This window comes from Zophobihabitans entericus (assembly GCF_011745665.1).
In the GTDB taxonomy this organism is placed as follows: Bacteria; Pseudomonadota; Gammaproteobacteria; order Enterobacterales; family Orbaceae; genus Zophobihabitans; species Zophobihabitans entericus.
This window is the reverse complement of record NZ_CP050253.1, coordinates 51179-74371: the sequence shown is the minus strand read 5'-3', so window position 1 is coordinate 74371 and position 23193 is coordinate 51179. Positions and strand designations below refer to the sequence as shown.

The 23193-nt window shown below is 40.2% G+C and carries 20 protein-coding genes and 1 tRNA gene; 14 read left to right on the top strand and 7 right to left on the bottom strand.

Going from position 1 to position 23193, the window contains the following annotated elements:
• Window positions 1-81 precede the first annotated feature (81 nt).
• Window positions 82-882 (bottom strand): glycosyltransferase family 2 protein, encoded by an 801-nt coding sequence (locus IPMB12_RS00335; RefSeq protein WP_208293512.1) that lies wholly within the window; start codon window positions 880-882, stop codon window positions 82-84.
• On the bottom strand, window positions 872-1657 hold the full coding sequence (locus IPMB12_RS00330) for a glycosyltransferase family 2 protein (RefSeq protein ID WP_166913834.1): 786 nt from the start codon (window positions 1655-1657) through the stop codon (window positions 872-874). The genes IPMB12_RS00335 and IPMB12_RS00330 overlap by 11 nt, the downstream gene beginning before the upstream one ends.
• Window positions 1658-1750: 93 nt before the next feature.
• Here IPMB12_RS00330 and coaD point away from each other — a divergent pair, with 93 nt between their 5' ends.
• The 3 genes from coaD to relA are packed head-to-tail and all read left to right on the top strand — an operon-like array spanning window position 1751 to window position 5843.
• Window positions 1751-2233: a pantetheine-phosphate adenylyltransferase gene (coaD, locus tag IPMB12_RS00325; RefSeq protein ID WP_166917633.1), complete on the top strand. Its 483-nt coding sequence runs from the start codon at window positions 1751-1753 to the stop codon at window positions 2231-2233.
• A gap of 20 nt (window positions 2234-2253) precedes the next feature.
• Window positions 2254-3579 carry a 23S rRNA (uracil(1939)-C(5))-methyltransferase RlmD gene (rlmD, locus tag IPMB12_RS00320; RefSeq protein WP_166913831.1) on the top strand — a complete coding sequence of 442 codons (1326 nt, stop codon included), beginning with the start codon at window positions 2254-2256 and terminating at the stop codon, window positions 3577-3579.
• Window positions 3580-3593: 14 nt separating this feature from the next.
• Window positions 3594-5843, top strand: a complete 2250-nt coding sequence (gene relA, locus IPMB12_RS00315) for a GTP diphosphokinase (protein ID WP_166913829.1) — start codon at window positions 3594-3596, stop codon at window positions 5841-5843.
• A 596-nt stretch (window positions 5844-6439) separates the two neighbouring features.
• Here relA and IPMB12_RS00310 read toward each other — a convergent pair.
• Together IPMB12_RS00310 and IPMB12_RS00305 are read right to left on the bottom strand one after the other, a co-directional pair.
• A complete protein-coding gene (locus tag IPMB12_RS00310) occupies window positions 6440-7468 on the bottom strand; it encodes an SPFH domain-containing protein (RefSeq protein WP_166913827.1) in 1029 nt (342 codons plus the stop codon).
• 2 nt (window positions 7469-7470) lie between these two features.
• Complete coding sequence (locus IPMB12_RS00305) at window positions 7471-8862, bottom strand: hypothetical protein (RefSeq protein WP_166913825.1); 1392 nt, start codon at window positions 8860-8862, stop codon at window positions 7471-7473.
• A gap of 212 nt (window positions 8863-9074) precedes the next feature.
• Here IPMB12_RS00305 and gpmM point away from each other — a divergent pair, with 212 nt between their 5' ends.
• The 3 genes from gpmM to IPMB12_RS00290 are packed head-to-tail and all read left to right on the top strand — an operon-like array spanning window position 9075 to window position 12684.
• Window positions 9075-10613 (top strand): 2,3-bisphosphoglycerate-independent phosphoglycerate mutase, encoded by a 1539-nt coding sequence (gpmM, locus tag IPMB12_RS00300; protein WP_166913823.1) that lies wholly within the window; start codon window positions 9075-9077, stop codon window positions 10611-10613.
• A 47-nt stretch (window positions 10614-10660) separates the two neighbouring features.
• The gene (gene envC, locus IPMB12_RS00295) at window positions 10661-11878 is read left to right on the top strand and encodes a murein hydrolase activator EnvC (RefSeq protein WP_208293511.1); all 1218 of its coding nucleotides are present in this window, start codon (window positions 10661-10663) and stop codon (window positions 11876-11878) included.
• Entirely contained in the window at window positions 11875-12684 is an 810-nt protein-coding gene (locus tag IPMB12_RS00290; protein WP_166913821.1) for a divergent polysaccharide deacetylase family protein, read from the top strand. Before envC ends, IPMB12_RS00290 begins: the two co-directional genes overlap by 4 nt.
• A gap of 50 nt (window positions 12685-12734) precedes the next feature.
• Here the strand turns inward: IPMB12_RS00290 and IPMB12_RS00285 are convergent, their stop codons facing one another.
• Window positions 12735-13304 (bottom strand): hypothetical protein, encoded by a 570-nt coding sequence (locus IPMB12_RS00285; protein ID WP_166913819.1) that lies wholly within the window; start codon window positions 13302-13304, stop codon window positions 12735-12737.
• 100 nt (window positions 13305-13404) lie between these two features.
• On the opposite strand from IPMB12_RS00285, the gene ffh reads away from it, so the two are divergent.
• The 4 genes from ffh to IPMB12_RS00265 all read left to right on the top strand — a co-directional run bounded on the left by ffh (window position 13405) and on the right by IPMB12_RS00265 (window position 17545).
• Window positions 13405-14778 (top strand): signal recognition particle protein, encoded by a 1374-nt coding sequence (ffh, locus tag IPMB12_RS00280; protein WP_166913817.1) that lies wholly within the window; start codon window positions 13405-13407, stop codon window positions 14776-14778.
• 44 nt (window positions 14779-14822) lie between these two features.
• A complete protein-coding gene (locus IPMB12_RS00275) occupies window positions 14823-15848 on the top strand; it encodes a hypothetical protein (protein ID WP_166913815.1) in 1026 nt (341 codons plus the stop codon).
• Between the two features lie 96 nt (window positions 15849-15944).
• On the top strand, window positions 15945-16973 hold the full coding sequence (locus IPMB12_RS00270) for a hypothetical protein (RefSeq protein WP_166913813.1): 1029 nt from the start codon (window positions 15945-15947) through the stop codon (window positions 16971-16973).
• Window positions 16974-16981: 8 nt separating this feature from the next.
• Window positions 16982-17545: a LemA family protein gene (locus IPMB12_RS00265; RefSeq protein WP_208293510.1), complete on the top strand. Its 564-nt coding sequence runs from the start codon at window positions 16982-16984 to the stop codon at window positions 17543-17545.
• Window positions 17546-17618: 73 nt separating this feature from the next.
• Here the strand turns inward: IPMB12_RS00265 and IPMB12_RS00260 are convergent, their stop codons facing one another.
• A complete protein-coding gene (locus IPMB12_RS00260) occupies window positions 17619-18377 on the bottom strand; it encodes a M48 family metalloprotease (RefSeq protein WP_166913809.1) in 759 nt (252 codons plus the stop codon).
• A 134-nt stretch (window positions 18378-18511) separates the two neighbouring features.
• Between IPMB12_RS00260 and queA the strand changes: the two genes are divergently transcribed.
• Complete coding sequence (queA, locus tag IPMB12_RS00255) at window positions 18512-19540, top strand: tRNA preQ1(34) S-adenosylmethionine ribosyltransferase-isomerase QueA (RefSeq protein ID WP_166913807.1); 1029 nt, start codon at window positions 18512-18514, stop codon at window positions 19538-19540.
• Between the two features lies 1 nt (window position 19541).
• On the opposite strand, the gene IPMB12_RS00250 is transcribed toward queA, so the two are convergent.
• A complete protein-coding gene (locus IPMB12_RS00250; RefSeq protein WP_166913805.1) occupies window positions 19542-20222 on the bottom strand; it encodes a M48 family metalloprotease in 681 nt (226 codons plus the stop codon).
• Window positions 20223-20456: 234 nt separating this feature from the next.
• On the opposite strand from IPMB12_RS00250, the gene tgt reads away from it, so the two are divergent.
• From tgt to IPMB12_RS00235, 3 genes are all read left to right on the top strand, one after another.
• A complete protein-coding gene (gene tgt, locus IPMB12_RS00245; RefSeq protein ID WP_166913803.1) occupies window positions 20457-21593 on the top strand; it encodes a tRNA guanosine(34) transglycosylase Tgt in 1137 nt (378 codons plus the stop codon).
• 54 nt (window positions 21594-21647) lie between these two features.
• Window positions 21648-21724, top strand: a tRNA-Pro gene (locus IPMB12_RS00240).
• Window positions 21725-21883: 159 nt separating this feature from the next.
• Window positions 21884-23140 (top strand): tyrosine-type recombinase/integrase, encoded by a 1257-nt coding sequence (locus IPMB12_RS00235; RefSeq protein ID WP_166913801.1) that lies wholly within the window; start codon window positions 21884-21886, stop codon window positions 23138-23140.
• The last annotated feature ends 53 nt before the right edge of the window (window positions 23141-23193 follow it).

Genomic DNA, 23193 nt, shown 5'->3' with positions numbered 1-23193 from the left:
AAACTAGTTCAGTGATAATTTGTCAATAGACAATTTATAAAAATAAATAGAATATTTAAATCAGCTTGTTAGCGCTGATAGTTACAGATGATCCGCCAGGCCACGTTCACAGAATTTCACGTTTTGCTTAATTGCGTCTTCCAGTAGTCTGTCGTTCTCTTCCAGATTCTGTCTGGAATTTTCGTTATGGTAGAGGTGGTACGCCACTCCGCCAAAACGCAGATCTTTGCGTATTAGTCCATTATTAAACAGACGCACGACAAATTCACTGTCTTCACGTCCCCAGCCGACAAATGCTTCGTTAAAACCATTTACTTTGATGAGATCCGATTTCCAGATTGCCATATTACAACTACGAATACCGCGCAGAGATTGCTTAGAAAAGAGTTTAGACATGATAGGAGAAAGCAGCGGGCAAGAAATAGTATTGGCTTTATTTTTTACGTCGCTGGAAAAAATACTAAATAGTGTCTGTTTAGACTCAAGTGCTTGTTCAGTTAACGGTTTAGTCAGAATAACCCGGCGCCCCTGAATAAACTGATTAGGCGCAGCCGCTCTTTTATGATCACGAATGAAATGGTGATGCAGTACCATATCCCCATCCAGCATCACAATATAATCACTTTTCGCTTTAGCAAAGGCTAAGTTACGTGAACGTGCTGCTCTAAAACCTAAATCCTCTTGCCAGCTATGGATTAAAGGAACCGGAAACGTGGTCTGATAGCGCTTAACTAAATCAATGGTTTCCTGTTTAGAGCCATCATCAGCAATAATCACTTCATCAGGCAGAACAGATTGCTTAAGAATAGAGATTAATACCAGCTCCAGAGCCTGTGGCCAGTTATACGTTGTGACAACTAATGAAACGGATTTAGGCATCATGTTTACGTTGCTCCAGTTTACGTTGTTCCAGAACCTGTTTTAACTTGGAATATTTTAAAAAGGTGGAGAAGGAAGCTACTGCACAAATCACAAATCCGTAATAACCATCTAAAATCCCAAGGCGCAGGAAGTAATCACGGAAAAAGCTAAATGGCGGATTTAAGAAGATTTTGATAAATGACGCTTTACGTCCACGATCAGCATATTCTTCAGCTACAAGCGTAGTATATTTGTTAGCGATCTGAATATGTTCACCTATGGTGTAATAAGTGTAGTGCAGTAAATCACCTTTGAGATGAATTGGTGTAATATTGGGTGCCAGTTTAATGGTTTCATGTACACGCGGAGTCGTCCAGTTGGCACAACCTTTTTTCCATAAACGGATTTTACGATCAGGATACCAGCCACAATGGCGGATCCATTTACCACAATAGTTAGTCAGGCGATTAAGGGAATAAGCTTCTGACATTGACTGAGATTTAAGTTGTAAAATTGAGGCTTTAAGTTCATCAGATAGAGCTTCGTCCGCATCCAGCGAGAGAATATAGTCATACTGAGCTTGTTCAGCAGCAAAATTTTTCTGTTTACCATATCCCAGCCAGGCTTGTCGGATAAATTTCGCACCGTATTGCTGGCAGATTTCTTCGGTTTTATCGGTTGAGAAACTATCAACAATGATAATTTCATCGGCAATGCCTTGCAGCGAGGCTAAACAGCGTCCAATATTCTTTTCTTCATTAAGTGTAATAATGACCGCTGAGATTTTATTTTCCATAAGTGATATGTCTCATTTATCTAACAATTTCATAAGAAATTTTGTATGATAGAGCTAATCTAAATATCATACACAGGTTTTGTTATGAAACAAATGCCAACTGCAATTTTTCCGGGAACTTTTGATCCTATTACTAATGGCCATGTTGAGCTGATTACCCGTGCTGCACCACTGTTTCAGCGCCTGATTATTGGCGTGGCAGCAAGCCCAAGTAAAAAGACATTATTCTCACTGGAAGAGCGTGTTTTACTTGCTGCAGAAGCGATTAAGCATTTACCTAATGTTGAAGCTATTGGTTATACCAATTTAATGGCTGAATTTGCTTCGCAACAAGGAGCCACAATGCTGGTGCGTGGTGTGCGTACAACCTATGATTTTGAGTATGAGCGCCAGCTGGCAGAGATGAATCGCCACTTAAAAGCCGATTTAGATACTATTTTTCTGATGCCATCTCCGGAGACCGGTTTTATCTCTTCGTCTATCGTGCGTGAAGTTGCCTTGCATAAAGGTGAAGTGTCGGGTCTTGTACCAAAGCATGTAGAACAACAATTATTAAAGAAAGTAAATAGCAAATAAGGTTCTGGTGAAATAGCGTTATGGCCAATTTTTATGTTCCGACTAAGCGTCAGCCTACTAAGCAAAAATTAACTGTTGAAGTACACGCATTAGATGCTTTTGGACAAGGAGTGGCCTCTCACTCAGGAAAAACCATTTTTATTAAAAATGCCTTACCGGGTGAAACCGTTGATATTCAACTGACCGAAGATAAAAAGCAGTTTGCTAAAGCCAGAGTACTAAAACGATATAATGATAGCCCTGAACGAGTAATTCCACGCTGTCCTCATTATGATGAGTGTGGCGGATGTCAGATGCAGCACGTGGCTGAAAAGTTACAACAGCAAAGTAAACAAGCGGCTTTACTGAACTTAATGCGCCGTGAAACAAAACAGGATATTGCACCAGAACAATGCTCTGTCGTTGCAGCTAGCGAATATGGTTATCGTCGCCGTGCCAGACTAGCGGTTATGTGGCAAAAAGGTAAGTTGCAGATGGGATTTCGTCAGGAACTTTCCAGCGACATTATTAACATCCAAACCTGTCCTGTTTTGGTAAAGTCTTTAGATGATTTACTGATTCCTCTGCGTACCTGTTTGAATCAGCTAAAAAGTAAGCAAGTGATTGGACATGTGGAACTATTGTCTGTTGAAAGTGGTCTAATTATAGTTTTAAGACATACTCAGCCACTGGTTGAATCTGACTATTTGAGTTTGATTCAGTTTGCGCAGAAGTATCAGTTATCACTGTACTTACACGGAACAGAACTGGTTTGTGTGACCGAAGATAAAACACCTTATTACCAGATTGATGATCTGGCTCTGACTTTTAGTCCGTTAGATTTTATTCAGGTAAATGGTCAGATAAATCAGAAGATGGTGGAACAAGCATTAAGCTGGCTGGAACTGAGTTCAAACGATGAAGTGCTTGATCTGTTTTGTGGGATGGGGAATTTTTCTCTGCCAATGGCAAAAGTGGCAAAACAGGTGATTGGTGTTGAAGGTGTGGATGCGCTGGTTGAAAAAGCGCAAACAAACACTATATTGAATAAAGATTTATTGGACTCAGCATGTCATATTGAGTTTTATCAGCAGAATCTGGATGAACTACCTAAGCATCCGGTCTGGTTAAAAAACTCGATTAATAAAGTCTTGCTGGATCCAGCTCGGGTTGGTGCTTTAACTGTGGTCACACAAATTGCAACAAAGGACTTGTCGCACATTGTGTATATTTCCTGTAATCCGGCGACGTTAGCACGGGACAGTAAAATATTGACGGAACAAGGCTATAAACTAGTGAAATTATCAGTTTTAGATATGTTCCCACAGACTAAGCATCTGGAATCAATGGCCTTATTTATGCGTTAATGGAATGAAAAATTATGGTATCAGTAAGAGGCGCTCATCAAAATATTGATGAACACTATGCTTTAGAACAATTTGATTTCGAGAAGTGGGCTAAGCAGGAACTACCACTAGCCAACGAGGCCGCGTATAAAAAATTTAAGTCAGTGTGGGATTTCTGTTTTGAAAACAGTGCAGGCTCACCTGAACAAATTCTCTGTTTCCATAACGCTATTGAGATGATTGAAATCCTGTCCACATTAAATATGGATGCGGATAGTTTAAGCGCAGCGTTATTATTCCCTTTCCTTGATGCTAAAGTCATTCGCTATGATGATATTAAAGATGAGATCAGTAAAGATATCGTCCATTTAGCTGATGGCGTAGTACGAATGAAGAATATTCGTCAGCTACGTGCTATTCATAACGGCTCAGCCACGACTGAACAAGTTGATAGTATTCGCCGTATGTTACTGGCGATGGTAAAAGACTTCCGTAGTGTGATTATTAAGCTGGCAGAACGAATTATGTTCCTGCGCGATATTGTTGGTGCGTCGGAAGAAGAGAGAGTTCTGGCAGCTAAAGAGTGTTTTAAAATTTATGCGCCACTTGCCAACCGTTTAGGGATTGGGCAGTTAAAGTGGGAACTGGAAGATTTTTGCTTCCGTTATCTGCACCCGGAAGAGTACCGCACGATCGCTAATAAGTTGCAGGAACGCCGTTTAGATCGTGAACGCTATATCGAAGATTTTACTCAGCATCTGCAAAAACTCATGAAGGCTGATGATATCCAGGTTGAGATTTATGGTCGTCCCAAACATATCTATAGCATCTGGCGTAAGATGCAGAAGAAAAATCTGTCATTTGAAGAGCTTTATGATATTCGGGCCGTCAGAATTATCGCTCAAAAAATTGAGGATTGTTATGGTGCACTGGGGATTGTACATTCTCATTATAAGCATATTGCCAAAGAATTTGATGATTATGTAGCAAATCCTAAGCCAAATGGTTATCAGTCAATTCATACTGTCATTCTGGGGCCACAGAATAAAACCATTGAAATTCAGATCCGTACTGAGCAGATGCATAATGATGCAGAACTTGGTGTCGCTGCTCACTGGAAGTATAAAGAGGGCAGCACTGATAAGATGACCGCTTATGATCAGCGTATCATCTGGTTGCGTAAGTTACTGGCGTGGCAGGAAGAAATGTCTGACAGCGGAGAGATTCGTGAAGAGGTCCGTAGTCAGGTGTTTGACGATCGAGTTTATGTGTTTACACCAAAAGGTGATGTGGTTGATTTACCCATGCATTCAACTCCTCTGGACTTCGCTTACCATATTCACAGTGATATTGGTCATCGCTGCATTGGGGCAAAAATTGGCGGGCGCATCGTACCGTTTACCTATCAGCTACAAATGGGTGATCAGATTGAGGTGATTACTCAAAAACAACCAAACCCAAGTCGTGACTGGTTAAATCCAAATGCCGGGTTTGTGAATAGCAGCCGGGCTCGTGCTAAGATTCAGGCATGGTTTAAAAAGCAGGATCGGGATAAGAATATTCTGGCTGGTCGTCAGACTTTAGATACTGAGCTGGAACAACTCGGGCTGACTTTAAAAGATGTCGAGAAGATCTTAATCGATCGTTATAACGCTCACTCCTTTGAGGAAGTACTGGCAAGTATTGGTAGTGGTGACATCCGTATTAATCAGCTGAGTAACTTCTTAAATGCCACCTTTAATAAGCCAACGGCAGCACAAGAAGATGAAGCCGCACTAAAACAGCTGACACAAAAAGCGGAAAACAGTCAGGCGCGCAATGGTAAGAGCAATAGTAGCCAAATCGTGGTTGAAGGCGTAGGTAATTTAATGCACACCATCGCTCGTTGTTGCAGACCAATTCCGGGTGATGAAATTGTAGGTTTTATCACTCAGGGGCGAGGTATCTCAATTCACCGGGCTGATTGTGAGCAATTGATTGATTTAAGAAGCCATGCACCGGAGCGTGTAGTTGAAGCTGTCTGGGGCCATGGCGCGGAAAATAACTATTCACTCAGTATTCGTATTATTGCTAATGACCGCAGTGGGTTGTTACGGGATATTACTACTGTTCTTGCTAATGAGAAGGTCAATGTGCTTGGCGTAACCAGCCGCAGCGATCTTAAACAGCAACTGGCAACGATCGATATGGATATTGAAGTCCCAAATCAGGAAGTGCTTGGACGGATGCTGGTTAAAGTAGGGCAGTTACCAGATGTGCTTGAAGCGAAAAGATTTTCGTCATAATTTGTTGTGGGCAGCGTGAGCTGCTCTGGTGTTGTTATTTGTTATTGGCATTGGATTTGGGGCGGACTGCGCCGCCCTTGCGCAATATTTTGGGTGAGGTTGCTTATTCCGTGGGTTTGATGGCCTACCGTACACCATAGGCGCCCGCTCGGGGACTCGCTAAGACCTATGGAATACGCTCTCCATCAAATTCAACTCTGGTATTCTAAAAAACTTACAACAATTTCAATCTATTCTCAACATAAAAATCTAATAAAATCAAATAGTTATAAATATATTAAATATTTGATTTTATTGGGTTTTATATTTAACTTTTCTGTTTTTCTTTAAATATATAATCTCTTAATCTTTTATCAGTAAATGTTATTGGATGCATACTGAGCTTAGCGGTGCTATGGAGTAAGCGTTACATGGCTTGCATGTTCAGCGCATCGGAATAGTACTGCTAAGCTCACATACAGGCTAATTTTTTCACCATACCAAGATCTACAAGCGCGACTGCGTCGCGCAATCCACACACTACAATATCGATATATACAAAATCTTAAGCAATAAAAAAAGCAGGCAAAGCCTGCTTTTCTCTTAATGAATGAAAATTAAATACGATCTAATATCTCTTTCTTTTTCGCATCAAATTCTTCCTGAGTCAGAATTCCATCATCAAGTAGTGATTTTAATTTCTTCAATTGAGCAATTGATGGATCCTCTGCTGCTGGTTGAGCTACAGCCTGATTATCAGCTGAACCAGCACCACCTTTTTTCAGATCAAAAGATTTCGCCAGCTCAAAACCTGCGCCAATTTGTAGTCCTGCACCAGCCAGACCACCTTCATTTTTAGCGGCATCACGCAGCGCTTTAAGTCTTTCGTGATCAACGTAATCAAGTCCAACTTCTTGCGCTGCAATTGCATCAGTACGGGACTCAGCGATACGATTAATACGAGCAACTGTTTCTTCATTAAATGAAGTTGCTTCAATACGGAAATCACTTAACGCTAAACCTAATTGATTAAAGGTTCCTTGTAAACTTGTTTTGAGTTCACCAGAAAGCTTCATAAGCTGAGAATCAATATTCTGATATGAGTAGCTATCTGTCGCTAAATGTGACGAAATTTCAGGAATAATACGTGAAACCATCAATTGTTGCAGATCTTTAGTGGTATAAACTGTTTTTGTACCCACAATGTTTTCAAAGAACGCTTTTGGTAGCTCAACATTAAGTGAATAGGTACCGTAAGCGCCAAGCTCAATTGGGAATTTATACACGCTATCCATGTATTTAATCGGTGTTGAAGTGCCCCATTTTTGATTCACTACTTCTGCTTTACGGTAGAAATAGATTCTCATTTTATGTTCACTTTCAAAACTTTGTAGAATTTTAAGTAAATTAGTAATAAACGGATGGTTAGCGGTTTTAAGTGAATAAGTACCTTGTTCACTTAGTACATCAATAATTTTACCTTCATAAACCAGTAAGCACCCTTGACCCGGGTTCACAATCAGTTTACTCGCCGTTTTGATTTCGTCAGTTGGGGCTTCAAACTGAAAGAATAAGATATTGCTATCCTGACTATTCCACTCAATAACAGTTCTTAATTGACGTTTAAAAAAGTTTTTTAATCCCATGGCTAGTTACCTTTCAATGTGATTTGCTTAATAATTTGACCATCAGCGCCAATGATGGAGTATTTGTTACAGCTCTGTTTGGCGATGAAATTACCGTCAAAAGGCACAACGCTTTGAATTGTGATTTTATCATCAGTGATCGTCCATAAAACATTACCTGTTTTAGTATCGATACTCTGATAGTTATAGGTTGCATCTGGTGCAGCATTGATTTTAGTTTTTATAATTAAATGGTTATCGTCAAAATAAATAACAGATGGATCAAAATAGAGGCGACCCGGTGTTAAGTTTTTGTGATTAATAATTCGTGTATCCAGATTTGTGTCCGGAATAATGTCATAAGCTGAGTCTTCATCCTGATGAACAACTGACGGCGGGTAATCACCAAGTTTCTGTGCACCTACTTCTGATGAACGATATTCAAAATGATTTTTACCATCAGGACTGACATAGGTTGACTGAATGAGCTTGTTATTACGTCCGTAGTTATTAGCAAACGCATAATAGATATGTTCGGCCGTATCCGGCTGTGGTTTTGGCGGACGATTTTTTAACATATGGAAATCGTAATTATCCGCGTAAATTTGATCAATAGCCGGATAGTAATACGCTTTTTTACCATCGTTAGTCAGAATATGCAGGGCATTACCGGAAGTGGTAATGGATGTTGTAACCGAAGCGATACCTGTCTGATATTCAGGGTGTTTAGCCAGTAGTGTTGATGTCACTTTATTGAAGCTATAATTGACTTTATCCAGCAAATAAACTTCACGATCGTTTAAGGTAAAATAGGTCTTGTCTGACGTATAGTTTAAATATTGCCATTTTACCTGACGGTTTTTATCTGCAAAGACATCACTGATTGGATTTTCTTTAATGACTTTTTCGTTCAGTAAGTCATAAATCATGAAATAGTACTTATCTTCTTTCCACTCATAGGCAGAACGCTGCTCAATAGCCAGCATATATACTCTGTCACCATCAATGACAGTATCACAGTAAGGATAAGTCGTACTGTATTTGATAACGGGTGGTTTAACCTGTTGTGGCGTCGTTGATGGAGTTTGGGTCGTTTGCGTCGGTGGAGTCGTTGTTCTGACCGTTGGGGTCACGACAGTAACGGTGGTTCGTGTTGGTTTACTCGGCAGGAATGCAAAAACTACAATCAGCGCAATTACAGCGGCACCGACTGCAATACCAATAGTTTTAGCCGTAGAGTTTGATGCTATTGTGTGTTTTTTAGTTTCAGACTGGTTAATATTGATATTAATATCATCGTTGTCTAAAAAGTAGTCGGTGTTACAGTTATCACAACGATAATGATCTTCTTTTATTTCCGTCTTCTGGACGCTACCACAGTTCGGACATTTGATTACTTTTATCTGTTTAGCCATCGTTCTTTCTAAATCATCGTTCTTTTTATAATAAGGTCTATATTGTATATTTTTTCGTAGGCAGTGTCACTATCGAAGGAATAGAGAAAAGTTAGCGCAAATTACCAAGGGTTTCGCTATACCTGCCCCCCTGTTTTATAGTAAAATGCTGCTTATATTTGGGCTGAAAGAATTTAAAGTAATTAGCAATTTAAAGTAAAAGGTGAAATTGAATGAGTAAGAAACCAATCGTTCTAGTGATTCTTGATGGTTATGGCTATCGCGAAGAACAAAAAGATAATGCTATTGCCAGTGCTAAAAAACCAGTTATGGATGGTTTGATGAAAGCCTATCCAAATACCTTAATTGCTGCATCAAGTATGGACGTTGGTCTACCTGAAGGGCAAATGGGTAACTCAGAAGTAGGTCATACCAATATCGGCGCGGGTCGTGTGGTTTATCAGGATCTGACCCGAGTCACTAAAGATATTATGGATGGTGAATTCCAAAATAACCCGGTACTTTGTGCTGCTGTGGATAAAGCTGTAAAAGCCGGTAAAGCGGTTCATTTAATGGGTCTTATGTCACCAGGTGGCGTTCATAGCCATGAAGATCACATCTTAGCGATGGTAGAGCTGGCTGCTGCTCGTGGTGCAGAAAAGATTTATTTACACGCATTTTTAGATGGACGTGATACTCCACCACGTAGTGCAGAGTCAACACTTCAGGTTTTCTCTAATAAATTTAAAGAGTTAGGTAAGGGGCGTATTGCAACAATTGTTGGTCGTTATTATGCTATGGATCGTGATAACCGCTGGGATCGTGTACAACTTGCTTATGACTTAATGGTTGATGCAAAAGGTGAATTTACTGCAACTACCGCAGTAGAAGGCCTGCAAGCGGCCTATGCTCGTGATGAGAACGATGAATTTGTCAAACCAACTGTTATTCGTGGTGCAGGCCAACCTTCAGCTGCGATCGAAGACGGTGATGCAATGATTTTCATGAACTTCCGTGCTGACCGTGCTCGTCAAATTACACGTACATTTGTAGATAAAGATTTTGATGGCTTCAAACGTAGCCGTGTAGTTAATTTTGCAGATTTTGTGATGTTAACTGAATACGCTGACAATATTGATGCATCAATTGCTTACCCTGCTCAGTCACTGACTAATACATTGGGTGAATGGTTAGCTAAACACAATAAAACTCAGTTACGTATTTCTGAAACTGAAAAATATGCTCATGTGACTTTCTTTTTTAATGGTGGTGTTGAAGCTCCATTTACCAGCGAAGATCGTATTTTAGTTAATTCACCAAAAGTAGCAACTTATGACTTACAACCAGAAATGAGTTCTGAAGAGCTTACAGACAAACTGGTTGGTGCGATTGAAAGTGCTAAATATGATGTAATCATTTGTAACTATCCAAATGGTGATATGGTTGGTCATACAGGTATGTTTGATGCAGCGGTGAAAGCGGTTGAAGCGCTTGATCACTGTATTGGTCGTGTCGTTGAAGCGGTTAAGAAAGTCGATGGCCAGTTACTGATTACGGCAGACCATGGTAATGCAGAAAAAATGCGTGATGACGAAACAGGCCAGGCACACACTGCCCATACTAACTTACCAGTTCCACTAATTTATGTTGGTAAACCAGCAACAGCGGTCAGTGGCGGTAAATTATCTGACTTAGCACCAACAATGCTGACACTTATTGGTATGCCAGTACCGGCAGAAATGACGGGTAAACCGTTATTTATTACTAAATAATCTAGACCAATCAACCCTGGTAAATATCAGGGTTGATTCATTATTTAGTGACTAATCTCATGCGATTTTTGAACATCATTCTTATCTCAGGTGCTTTACTGGCTCCTGTTATTTCTCATGCGGATGATAAAAGCCAACTGGCAACAATTCAAAAATCAATCGCAGAACAAGAAAGAAAACTTGAACAGCAACGTAAGCAACGTATCGCTTTAGTTGAAGAACTCAAAAAGCAAGAAACGGCGATTGCTAAACTCCTTGGTTCTATTCAACAAACACAAACTGAACTTAAAAAACTAAGTCAGGATGTGTCAGTCCTGTCTAAACAGATTGAAGAGCTGGAAGCTAAACAAGTTCTGCAACAAGCAGCACTGTCTAAACAACTTGAAAGCGCTTTTAGGCTCGGTAAAAACTCTGGTATGGAACTGGTATTTAACGGAGCTGAGAGTGAGCGCAATGAACGAATTATTACTTACTTTGGCTACTTTAATGAGGCCAGACAAGAACAGATCGCAGAGTTACAGGAAACTCACGACAAGTTAGAGCAAAGCCAGCAGGCACTGCAAGAGAAACTGGCGGCACAACAAGCTTTGCAAACTAAGCAAAAAGAAGAACAAAGTCATCTAGAACAGAATCAGCGTGAACGTCAAAAAACCATAAGCTCTTTAGATACCTCTATGCAGGTCGGGCAGCAAAAACTGGAAGAGCTGCGTGAGAACGAAGCCAAGCTACAGGCTCAGCTAGCTAATGCGGCACGTCAGGCCAGAGCGCTTGCTGAGCAGGAGGCGCGTCAGGCTGAACAGATTCGTAGCAGACAACAAGTCTCTAATTATAAACCAACTGCAGATGAACGCTCTTTAATGGCGCGGGTGAGCGGAATCGGTAAACCGCAAAATCAGTTACTCTGGCCGGTGAATGGTAAAGTTGAACATCGTTTTGGTGAATCTCTACAAGGTGAGCTACACTGGAAAGCACTGGTGATTGGTGCTAAAGAAGGTACAGAAGTAAAAGCGATCGCTGAAGGAAAAGTTATTCTGGCAAGCTGGTTGCAGGGTTATGGCTTTATGGTGGCACTGGATCACGGTAAAGGGGATATGAGTCTGTATGGATACAACCAGCGTGTTTTAGTGAACGTTGGTGATAATATTAAAGCCGGCCAGCCAATTGCTTTGGTTGGTTCGAGTGGTGGTCAGGGGAAACCATCACTTTATTTTGAAATTCGTCGGGACGGGCGAGCTTTGGATCCTCAAGCGTGGTTAAAGAAATGAAACGGTTTTTACTGGTAGTAAGCGCTCTGTTTATATGTACTTTCAGTGTGCAGGCAGCGCGTCTGGCTATTGTGATCGATGACTTTGGTTATCGTGTTCATAATGAGCAGCAGATTATCCATTTTTCACCTAAAATTACCGTAGCAGTCTTACCAAACTCTCCTCATGCTAAGCAAATGGCTACAGAAGCTCATCAAAATGGTAATGAAGTAATTATTCATCTACCAATGGCACCAACCAGTAAGCAGCCATTAGAAAAAGACACCATTTTTCCCACTATGCCAGAAACAGAAATTCAACGTATCATTTATGAAGCGGTTGAAAAAGTACCTTATGCAATTGGTGTCAACAATCATATGGGTAGCCTGATGACAGGTAATCTGGATGGAATGCGCAAAGTGATGCGACAACTAAACTATTATTCTCTGTTCTTTTTAGATAGTCGTACGATTGCTAAAACCCAAGGGATGGTGGCGGCTGCTGAATATGATATTCCTGCTGTTGGGCGTGACGTATTTTTAGATGATACTCAAACCGAAGAATCTATTGCTCATCAGTTTAATGAAGCTGTTCGTCTTGCCCGCCGTAATGGTAGTGCAGTTGCTATTGGACATCCTTATTCACAAACTGTGAATGTCTTGCGCGATAAAATTGCTAATCTACCTGATGATATTGAGCTTGTGCCCTTAACTACATTATTACCGCCGGCTAAAAATCGTTGGAATTTAGGTGGGTTTGTTGAGAAGGTACAAGACAAAATAGAATCAACAATGTTTGAAGTCATTATTGAGAAGAACTCTCGTTAATCAAATAAAAAAAGCCAGTCAAACTGGCTCTTAATCACATTAAATTAAACTTATAAGACTACATTAGTATCATCAAGTTTAACTTTAATCGACGCGTTACTTTTCTCGATCATCGGAATAGTATTGTCATTGATAATGTTGATCTCTTCCTGGAAGTATTTAATACCATTAGGAATTGACATATTGCCAGTGGCAACTGCCTGGTGAATTCTTGCTACTTCACGGTAAAAACGTTGTGCATCACGCAGAACTTCTGGTGCTGCAGATAATGTTGTTGGTGAAAATTTCATATTTTCCCAAACCAGAGAATAGAAATTTAATGGTTCATTACGAGCGCCAAAATAGGCTCCATCCTGAACTTTTTCCATATATTTCTGCAAGATAATAATGTTATCTTGTAGCTCATTTTGTAGGGATTTTTGTAAATAATAGGTGTCTTTATAGGTATTCATATTTTCAAACTCAACTGCTTGTTTGAAACCTTGATTTGCTGCTAAATAAACACCAGATACTGTAGCAAGTAAGATGAATAACTGACTGATCCAGAAGCTGGCTTTTTTTACTTCGTTTTGTCTTTCGACGGAGATTTGTGGTGGAGTAACGTCTTGCATATCGTGCATGATAATTTCCTTATGTTTATTGTTATTATTAAACGGGAATATATTATAGTTTTCTGCTATCATTAGGAAGTGAATTTTTTAATTTATTTAGAGAATATTTATGTTTGAGAATTTAACTGAACGCCTGTCCCAAACACTACGCAATATCAGTGGCCGTGGTAGATTAACCGATGACAATATCAAAGATGCATTACGCGATGTGCGTATGGCTTTGCTTGAGGCTGACGTTGCTTTGCCTGTTGTTCGTGACTTTATTAATCAGGTCAGAGACAAAGCTGTTGGTCAGGATGTGAATAAAAGCCTGACACCCGGTCAGGAATTTATCAAAATTGTTCAAAATGAACTGACTATCGCCATGGGCGCAGTCAACAGTGAGCTTAATCTGGCGACTCAACCTCCTGCTGTTATGCTCATGGCGGGCTTGCAAGGTGCGGGTAAAACCACCAGCGTGGCAAAACTGGCTAAATTCTTAAAAGAGAAGCAGAAGAAAAAAGTGCTTATGGTTTCTGCTGACGTTTATCGCCCTGCTGCGATCAAACAGCTTGAGACACTCTCTAAAGCGATTAATGTTGATTTTTTCCCATCCAGTAATGATCAAAGTCCGGTCGATATTGCGAATAAAGCCTTACATCACGCAAAATTAAACTTCTATGATGTCTTGATCGTCGATACCGCGGGTCGTCTGCATGTTGATAGCGACATGATGGATGAAATTAAGCAACTACATCAGGCGATCAAACCGATTGAAACGCTGTTTGTGGTTGATGCTATGACTGGTCAGGATGCAGCGAATACTGCCAAGGCATTTAATGAAGCGTTGCCTTTAACCGGGGTGATTCTGACTAAAGTCGATGGTGATGCACGTGGTGGTGCGGCACTATCTATTCGTCATATTACTGGTAAACCGATTAAATTCTTAGGTATGGGCGAAAAGACTGATGCACTTGAGCCTTTTTATCCAGATCGTATAGCCTCACGAATCCTGGGTATGGGGGATATGCTTTCATTGATCGAAGAGTTACAAAGTAAAGTCGATCATGAAAAAGCCGAAAAAATGGCGGCTAAGCTCAAAAAAGGTGATAAGTTTGATTTAACCGATTTCCTGGATCAGCTAAAACAGATGAGAAGCATGGGTGGTATGACTGCGATGCTGGCTAAGTTGCCAGGTGCAGGCCAGATTCCTGAGAATGTTAAATCACAAATGGATGATAAAGTAACCGTAAAAATGGAAGCGATTATTCAATCCATGACGCTCAAAGAACGCGCTAATCCCGATATTATTAAAGGTTCCAGAAGACGCCGTATTGCTATGGGTTCCGGTACTCAGGTACAAGATGTTAACCGCCTGTTAAAACAATTTGATGACATGCAACGCATGATGAAAAAAATGAAAGGCGGCGGCATGATGAAGATGATGCGTAATATGAAAGGCATGATGGGCGGCGGTGGCTTTGGTGGATTGCCGCGCCGTTAATATATTTACTTCATAAAAATAATAAGAAATAAGGTTGTCAGGAAGTGTACTCTCAGCATAATAATGCAGTTAAACAGTTATCCGAACAATTAGAGAAAGATTTTGAGTCAGCTAAAAATTCTGATGATTTATATCGGTTAGTTGAAAAGGTTATCGCCTTTGGTAAACCTTTAAAATATACCAACAAGCCGATATATCTGCTCATGTTAGGTATCGTTGTTGTTACAGTTATTATAATGCTTTTTAATGTTTCTGATCCTTATGCTTATAACGATTCTAATATCGGTGGTTACCTGTTTATAGTTATGATAGGTGCAATAATGGTGCTTGGTATATATGCACTAAAACGTAATGAGCCAATTACCGATCTCTCAAAAGAAATCTTCAAGAAAAAAATACTCTTTGATAACCAGTTAATTCCTGAAAAGTATGATGGAGTGCAGCTAGCTTCTGAATTACAAGTCTGTTTTAAAGATTTTAATCGCGGTAATCATACTCGTGAGATAGAGATGCTTGGTGCTGGACGATATGAAGGTAAAGATCATCAGTTTGATTATCGTTATTATCAGTTTCACTACGTGGTAAAAAAGCGAGAATGGGTAAAGGTAGAGAAAGGTCATTCATATAAAACGGTGTATTATAATTTCTATCGTTATGGGATCTATTTAACTTTCCCTTATGTTGCTGATATTTCTTTAGATAAACCCAAGGCGCAGGGAGTTTATCGACCAGCATCGAATGAATTTAATCGTTACTATACGGTTAACGGTGATTCACAAATTATGGCAGCAAAATTTTTAAAGCCGATGGTGGTGAAGATATTTGAGGAAATCTATCCGGAGTTGAAGGAAATACATTTTGACTTTAGTAAAAGAAACCAATTATGTGTCTCGTTTAACGATAACTTATTGAATATTTCTCCAATATATAATTTAAGTAAACCGACTGAGTTTTTACAGGAATTAAAAGAATCAAAAGCAGTTGCTAAATTAAATACAATACTTTCTTATATTGAACAGTTAATGACGTATTCTGACTCTAATTTTGATAGGGATACTGAAAGCTCGTAAAGCGTGCTTAAGTGTGAAAGAGACGATGATTAGTGTTAATGTTGATTACCAGTTCATGAATATGTGTTATATAACAACAAAAAAGTCAGGGTAGGAATGGGAATACTTTCAATTCTTGAACATAATGAGCAAATTAAAGATTTTTACCACCAACTCGATCGGGGTATTGATAACGCAAAAAGCCCGGAAGAGCTGTATCGATTAGTTGAGCGGGTAAAATCGTTTGGTAAACCATTAAAATATAATAACACTTTTATTTTTATAGGCATTGGTGGATTGTTATTTCTGCTTATGATACTAAGCCTTATGCAAGGCTGGAATGATTATCCATTACTCCTGATTTTTATACTGATAGCGGTTATTTTGTTAAGTATTTTTGCTTTTAAACGTAGCCGCGCAATGCCCAATTCATCTAAAAAAATTTTCCTCAAAAAGGTATTATTTGATAATCATCTTACACCTGAAACATTTAATGGCGTGGAGATGGCTCTGGCTTTACAGCAACGCTTTAAAGACTTTATTCGCGGTAATGATAAGCGCGAGATAAAGCAACTCTACTCCGGTTTGTACCAAGGTTCCGATCACCAGTTTAAATATCACTATTATCAGTATCATTACGTGGTTAGAAGAGTTGAAACGAGCAGAGATAGTGATGGGAAAATATCCAGGGAGACTGTCTATGATGATTATTATCGTTATGGCGTGTTTTTAGATTTTCCTTATGTATCTGGTATTTCTTTAGATAAACCGGGACTTTTTAATGGTGGTGTTTATAAACCTGCCTCTAATGAATTTAATCGTTGTTACGTGGTTAATGGCCAGTCAGAGATGGTCGCGGCTAAATTCTTAAAACCGATGATTGTGTCAGCACTAACAAATGCATATAGCCAGTATAAAGAGCTGCATTTTGAGTTTAATGCAGCCAGTCAACTATGTATGTCATTTAATGACAACCATCTACTGGATTACACACAACAATTTACTTTAGAGCAGCCGGATCTGTTTCTGGCAGAACTCAAAGAACCTAAAATATTAACCGGATTACAGGCAGTTTTAGTTCACATTGAACAATTAATGACTTATTCTGATAACAATTTTGATACAAACAGAGAGAAGGGTTTATAAGCATGGAGATGATTATCGTCTTATTAGTGATCGCCGTTATTATCGTTGTGATGGGTATCAGCATTCATAATAAAATTATTGCAAGTTATAACTCAGCACAAAGAGCCTGGGCTGATGTGATTGCTCAGGAGAGACAAAAGAACAAAATACTGCCTGAGTTGGAAAGAATTGCTGAGCAATACAAAATTCACGAATCATCAGTTCTGAATGGTATTACTGAACTGAGAACAGCGCTTAAGGGCTTATCCAGTGAATCCGTTGATGTGGCTCAGTTAAAAGAAGCACAGCTTAAAACGCGTAGTCTGATTAATAACTTATATGCGGTGTCTGAGAACTATCCTGATCTTAAAGCATCAACGATTTATGCTAATTTAATGAAAGAGATCGCAGAGCAACAAGATAACATTGGTGCAGCGATTCGTATTTTTAATAGTAATGTTGCTGATTTTAATACCGGAATTGAAGTATTCCCTAATTCAATCATCAACAATAATTTTACTAAAAAGCAAAAGCTTAATGTATTTAGTGATAGCGAAGCAGCACAAGGGTTTGAATATAAACCAAACTTTTAATTATTCAGATAAATAAAATAGCCCTGATAAACTTAATCGGATTATCAGGGCTTATTTGTATCAGTTTATTGGATTATTTGCTTTGGTTTAGCTTCTCAATACGGTTATAAATATTTTTAGAACGATCAGAAGATGACGGGTGAGTACTAAGTAAGGTCGCTTCACCACCACCTAATTTTTCAAATGCTGTGGCAATACCTACCGGATTAATTCCCTTTTTCACCAGAAAATCAAATGAGTAGTTATCCGCTTCTGTTTCTTGGTGTTGTGAGAATTGAGACGTTACAACCTGCTGCGCTAAATCACCGATTTGAGATTTAGTTAGTGTAGCTAAAATACCGGAAGTGGTTGCTGCGATTGCACCACGAGCGATTTCTGCGCCGTAAGCAACCTGAATTGAACGCTTACTGTGACCAAGAGCTACGTGACCTAGTTCATGACCCAGTACACCTTGAATTTCGTTATCAGTCATGAGATCCATCAGGCCACTATAAACACGCACGCAACCATTTGCCATTGCCCATGCGTTCACATCAGAGGTCAGGTAAACTTTATAGTTGATCGCAGTACCATTGATGTCATGACCCAAAGTATCGGCAATCTTATTCAGACGAGCTGTATATGGACTACTTGCCGGAGCAATTTTAGACTCAGCATCCATGGCTGCACAAGAATCATCACTCAGTGTTTTTACTTCTTGATTTGTCAGGCTCATCACTTGCGCGGTTTGAGTACCAAGACCCACTAAGCTGTCAGAGCTAATTTGTTGGCATCCTGAGGCAATAACCGCAAATACTGAGGCAGCGATAATTGAACGAACTTTCTGTTTCATAAATGTTTTCCTTTCTAATAATAGTGATAAGACACTGAATGGTTTAAATGTGAGTCTCTTATTTTGAATTTTTTCATGGTATCATAATCCACTTATTTTTACTTATTGATATTCGTCTTATTGTGAAAACATCCATGCAGTTATCTGATTTTCGTTTTGATCTCCCTGATGAGCTGATCGCTCGTTATCCTTGTCCAAAGCGTAGCCAGTGTCGCTTACTTTCCCTTGATGGGACAAGTGGTGCGCTTGAACACGGTATTTTTACTGATGTTTTAAATAAGCTAAACCCCGGTGATCTGCTGGTGTTTAATAATACGCGAGTCATTCCAGCGCGTCTGTTTGGCCGTAAAGCGTCAGGTGGTAAGGTTGAGATTTTAGTTGAGCGTCTGCTGGATAATAACCGAGTACTGGCACATATTAAGGCTTCTAAATCACCAAAACCGGGTACAGAACTTATTTTGGGGGAAGATGAATCTGTTTCTGCCATGATGCTGGCTCGTCATGATACGTTATTTGAAGTGCAATTTCCGGGTGATGTGCTGACTATTTTAGATAAGATTGGTCATATTCCGCTACCGCCTTATATCGATCGCCCCGATGAAGAGACGGATAAAGAGCTGTATCAGACTGTTTATAACCAAAAACCGGGAGCTGTTGCTGCGCCAACCGCGGGTTTACATTTTGACGAACCTTTACTGGAAGCCTTAAAAGATAAAGGTGTTGAGATGGCGTTTGTTACGCTTCATGTTGGAGCCGGAACATTCCAGCCAGTGCGGGTGGATGACATTTATCAGCACGTGATGCACGCAGAATATGCTGAAGTGCCACAAGAAGTCGTGGATGCGGTACTGGCTTGTAAAGCGCGGGGGAATCGGGTGGTGGCTGTTGGTACTACATCAGTACGCGCACTAGAGAGTGCCGCACAGCAAAGTGGCACTATCGCACCATTTTTTGCGGATACTCGCATCTTTATCTATCCCGGATATCACTTTAACGTTATTGATGTTCTCATTACCAATTTCCATTTACCAGAATCAACACTCATTATGCTGGTTTCGGCCTTTGCCGGCTATGAACATACCATGCATGCTTATCAGGTTGCGGTACAGGAAAAATATCGCTTCTTTAGTTATGGCGATGCGATGTTTATTACTAAAAAATAACTTATTGGTTTAATTTGAGTTTATTTTTAATGTTATTCAGGCGTTCGGCCGATGTCGGGTGAGTACTTAATACCTGATTATTATCTTGTGGCATTTTATCAAACATCGTCAACATACCACTGGCATCAAGATTATGCTTTTGCAGATAAGCGAGGGCATAATTATCGGCTTCAATCTCCAGCTTATGGGCAAATTCTTCTTCTACATAGATAGCAATTGAGTTGATGTCTTTACCCATCTCAACTCTTTGGGCATGTTGAAAAGAACGAAGTTTATGTTGCAGCTCAATATGACCAAACTCATGTGCAATCACTGCCTGAATTTCACTATCAGTAAAGGCTTTGAGCATGCCGGTCGTAACACGTATGCAGCCGCTGGCAGTTGACCATGCATTAATATTAGAATCCAGATAAACCCGATAATTTAGTGTCTGCCCGTGAAGCTGATAACCAAGTGTGTCAGCAAGGTGATTTAGACGCTTTTGATAGTTACTGTCTTTGGCTAATAGAAATGCAGTGCTATCTTGATCAGCACAAAATTGTCGGCTGATCTCAATGATATCCTGCTCTGTCAGGGAGGCGAAATTCTCAGGCGGATAGCTGCTAACCGTTGGTTGGTTTTGGCAACCTGTAAGCAGTATAACTATCAATAATAAAACGCGTTGAGAGAATTTTATTAACATAAATTGCCCGCAGATAAATAAAGATTTTGGCTTGCTGTCTGTAACTTGTCACGTTAGACTAGCGCCCTTGATAGTTATACTATCATAATTAAAAGCTTATCTTAGATTATATTCAAGATATCAGATTATTATTGAATAAAATCATAGGGATACATTAAAAACGTTGTGATATAACCCTTTGATTTTATTGAAGAAATTATAGCGCCAAACTGTTTATTTGGTAGCGAGGTAAATATGAAGTTTGAACTGGATAATAGCGATGGTCTGGCTCGTCGCGGACGCATGAAATTTGATCGTCGTGGGACCGAATGTGTCGTTGAAACCCCTGCATTTATGCCTGTGGGTACTTATGGCACGGTAAAAGGTATGACGCCGGAAGAAGTGGCGGCAACAGGTGCACAAATCCTGCTGGGTAACACTTTTCACCTTTGGCTGCGCCCGGGTCAGGATATTATGCGTAAGCATGGCGATCTGCATGATTTTATGCAGTGGCATGGTCCGATTTTAACTGACTCCGGCGGTTTTCAGGTATTTAGTTTAGGTGATTTACGTAAGATCACTGAAGAAGGTGTCAAATTCCGCAATCCAATCAATGGTGATTTAGTCTTTTTGTCACCAGAAAAATCGATGGAAATTCAATACGATTTAGGTTCAGATATCGTCATGATTTTTGATGAATGTGCACCTTATCCTGCTGAGTGGGATTATGTGAAGCAATCGATGGAGATGTCATTGCGCTGGGCTAAGCGTAGTCGTCAGCGTTTTGATGAGTTGGAAAACAAAAATGCCCTATTTGGTATTGTACAAGGCGGCGTGCATGAAGAGCTGCGTGATATCTCTGTTAAAGGCTTAACTGAGATTGGTTTTGACGGATATGCGATTGGCGGTCTGGCTGTGGGTGAACCAAAAGCAGATATGCACCGGATTCTTGAACACACTTGTCCGCAATTACCACAAGATAAGCCGCGCTATTTAATGGGGGTGGGTAAACCGGAAGACTTAGTTGAAGGTGTGCGTCGTGGTATTGATATGTTTGACTGTGTAATGCCAACCCGTAATGCCCGTAATGGTCACTTGTTTGTCACAAATGGCGTGGTAAAAATCCGTAATGCCCAATATAAAGATGACACGACACCGCTCGATCCTGAATGTGATTGCTATACCTGTAAGCATTACACCAAATCTTACCTGCATCATTTAGATCGTTGTGGTGAGATTTTAGGCGCACGTTTAAACACGATTCACAATCTGCGTTATTATCAGCGTTTGATGGCAGAGATTCGTCAGGCGGTGGCAGAGCAGCGTTATGACGAGTTTGTGGTTGAGTTTTATAAGCGTATTGGCAAAAATCCGGCACCGATGAGCAGATAATTTCTCTATCCCCCTTGACACTTGCCATCCGGAGCAGTATTATTCGCATCCTAACGGCGAGTAGCGCAGCTTGGTAGCGCAACTGGTTTGGGACCAGTGGGTCGGAGGTTCGAATCCTCTCTCGCCGACCAATTCTCTTCCGAGGACTTCCAGCGAAGTCCTTAGATTAAAAAAAATCAACAAGTTACAAATCTTCTTCGTCCTATAAAGTCCATGAACTACCTTTGACAGCCACACTATGTGGGGGTTTAATTGGGGGTCTTTACAGCCCAATTTTCAGGAGACCCCCAATGGCGCTAACAGACGTTGCTATCCGTAATGCCAAGCCTCGAAGCAAGCCCTATAAACTCAGTGACGGTTTTGGACTGCACATTATAATCAACCCCTCTGGTTCGAAACTCTGGTATCAGAAGTACCGTTTTGATGGAAAAGAAAAACGCCTTGCTTATGGTGCTTATCCAACAGTTTCCTTATCTGCCGCACGTAAACTATGTGAAGAGGCTAAAACCTTACTCAGCCAATCTATTGATCCCGGAGCTGAAAAACAAAAAGAAAAAGTAGCTCGACAAGTGGGTAAACGCTTTGAAGAAACTGCGCGATCATGGTGGATTTATCAGGGTAAATTATCGGGTTGGTCTGAAAGTTATTCACATTCCATTGTTCGGGCAATTGAAACCTACCTTTTTCCTGTATTAAAAAATCGCCTAGTGGTGAGCTTAAAAACTCAGGATCTTCTTCTGGCTTTGAAAGCGGTTGAAAGAAAGGGTTATCTTGATACGGTTATTCGCCTGAAATACTGTCTAACTTCTATTATGCGTTATGCTCTGCAAAATGGAATTATTGAATATAACCCAGCGCTCGATCTGCAAGGGGCTGTTCAGTCACCAAAGAAAAAGCATTATCCAGCCTTACCATTAGAGCGTTTGCCTGAGCTTTTTGAGCGTATCGATCTATATAGTCAAGGCAGAGCCAGACAACTCACCTTATTAGCGCTAAAACTCAATATTTACCTGTTTGTTCGTTCAAGTGAATTACGCCTTGCCCGTTGGAATGAGATCGATCTCGAGCGTGCTATGTGGATTATTCCAGATAACAGAGAGCCACTTGAAGGTGTTCGATATTCTTACCGTGGCGCAAAGATGAGTGAGTATTTAGTACCTTTATCAACTCAGGCGGTGAGCTTGTTTAGGGAAGTACAGGAAATGACAGGTGAGAATGAATTGATCTTTCCTTGTTTGGGCAGACCGCACAGACCATTGAGTGAAAATACGATTAATCAGGCATTGCGTAGATTGGGTTATGACACTCAAACTGAGATTTGCGGGCATGGTTTAAGGACTATTGCTTGTGGTGCACTGAATGAGTCAGGGCAGTGGTCAACAGATGCGATAGAAAGACAAATGAGCCATCAAGAGCGTAACAGCGTCAGAGCTGCTTATATTCACAAGGCACAGTTTATTGATGAGCGTAAACGCATGATGCAATGGTGGGCTGATTATTTAGACGCAAACAAAGTTGGGTTTGTTGCGCCTTATGAGTTTGAATAAATTATAACAGTATAAAAACTTCATGTTATTATACTGTTTAGATAATACATTTA

What these genes read in the sequence shown, in the direction of transcription:
- IPMB12_RS00260 (WP_166913809.1), bottom strand. Translation starts at nt 18,377, where the DNA reads ATGAAACAGAAAGTTCGTTCAATTATCGCTGCCTCAGTATTTGCGGTT.
- rlmD (WP_166913831.1), top strand. Translation starts at nt 2,254, where the DNA reads ATGGCCAATTTTTATGTTCCGACTAAGCGTCAGCCTACTAAGCAAAAA.
- IPMB12_RS00310 (WP_166913827.1), bottom strand. Translation starts at nt 7,468, where the DNA reads ATGGGATTAAAAAACTTTTTTAAACGTCAATTAAGAACTGTTATTGAG.
- tgt (WP_166913803.1), top strand. Translation starts at nt 20,457, where the DNA reads ATGAAGTTTGAACTGGATAATAGCGATGGTCTGGCTCGTCGCGGACGC.
- relA (WP_166913829.1), top strand. Translation starts at nt 3,594, where the DNA reads ATGGTATCAGTAAGAGGCGCTCATCAAAATATTGATGAACACTATGCT.
- IPMB12_RS00235 (WP_166913801.1), top strand. Translation starts at nt 21,884, where the DNA reads ATGGCGCTAACAGACGTTGCTATCCGTAATGCCAAGCCTCGAAGCAAG.
- gpmM (WP_166913823.1), top strand. Translation starts at nt 9,075, where the DNA reads ATGAGTAAGAAACCAATCGTTCTAGTGATTCTTGATGGTTATGGCTAT.
- IPMB12_RS00265 (WP_208293510.1), top strand. Translation starts at nt 16,982, where the DNA reads ATGATTATCGTCTTATTAGTGATCGCCGTTATTATCGTTGTGATGGGT.
- IPMB12_RS00250 (WP_166913805.1), bottom strand. Translation starts at nt 20,222, where the DNA reads ATGTTAATAAAATTCTCTCAACGCGTTTTATTATTGATAGTTATACTG.
- IPMB12_RS00290 (WP_166913821.1), top strand. Translation starts at nt 11,875, where the DNA reads ATGAAACGGTTTTTACTGGTAGTAAGCGCTCTGTTTATATGTACTTTC.
- IPMB12_RS00285 (WP_166913819.1), bottom strand. Translation starts at nt 13,304, where the DNA reads ATGCACGATATGCAAGACGTTACTCCACCACAAATCTCCGTCGAAAGA.
- IPMB12_RS00330 (WP_166913834.1), bottom strand. Translation starts at nt 1,657, where the DNA reads ATGGAAAATAAAATCTCAGCGGTCATTATTACACTTAATGAAGAAAAG.
- ffh (WP_166913817.1), top strand. Translation starts at nt 13,405, where the DNA reads ATGTTTGAGAATTTAACTGAACGCCTGTCCCAAACACTACGCAATATC.
- queA (WP_166913807.1), top strand. Translation starts at nt 18,512, where the DNA reads ATGCAGTTATCTGATTTTCGTTTTGATCTCCCTGATGAGCTGATCGCT.
- IPMB12_RS00270 (WP_166913813.1), top strand. Translation starts at nt 15,945, where the DNA reads ATGGGAATACTTTCAATTCTTGAACATAATGAGCAAATTAAAGATTTT.
- IPMB12_RS00335 (WP_208293512.1), bottom strand. Translation starts at nt 882, where the DNA reads ATGATGCCTAAATCCGTTTCATTAGTTGTCACAACGTATAACTGGCCA.
- coaD (WP_166917633.1), top strand. Translation starts at nt 1,751, where the DNA reads ATGCCAACTGCAATTTTTCCGGGAACTTTTGATCCTATTACTAATGGC.
- IPMB12_RS00305 (WP_166913825.1), bottom strand. Translation starts at nt 8,862, where the DNA reads ATGGCTAAACAGATAAAAGTAATCAAATGTCCGAACTGTGGTAGCGTC.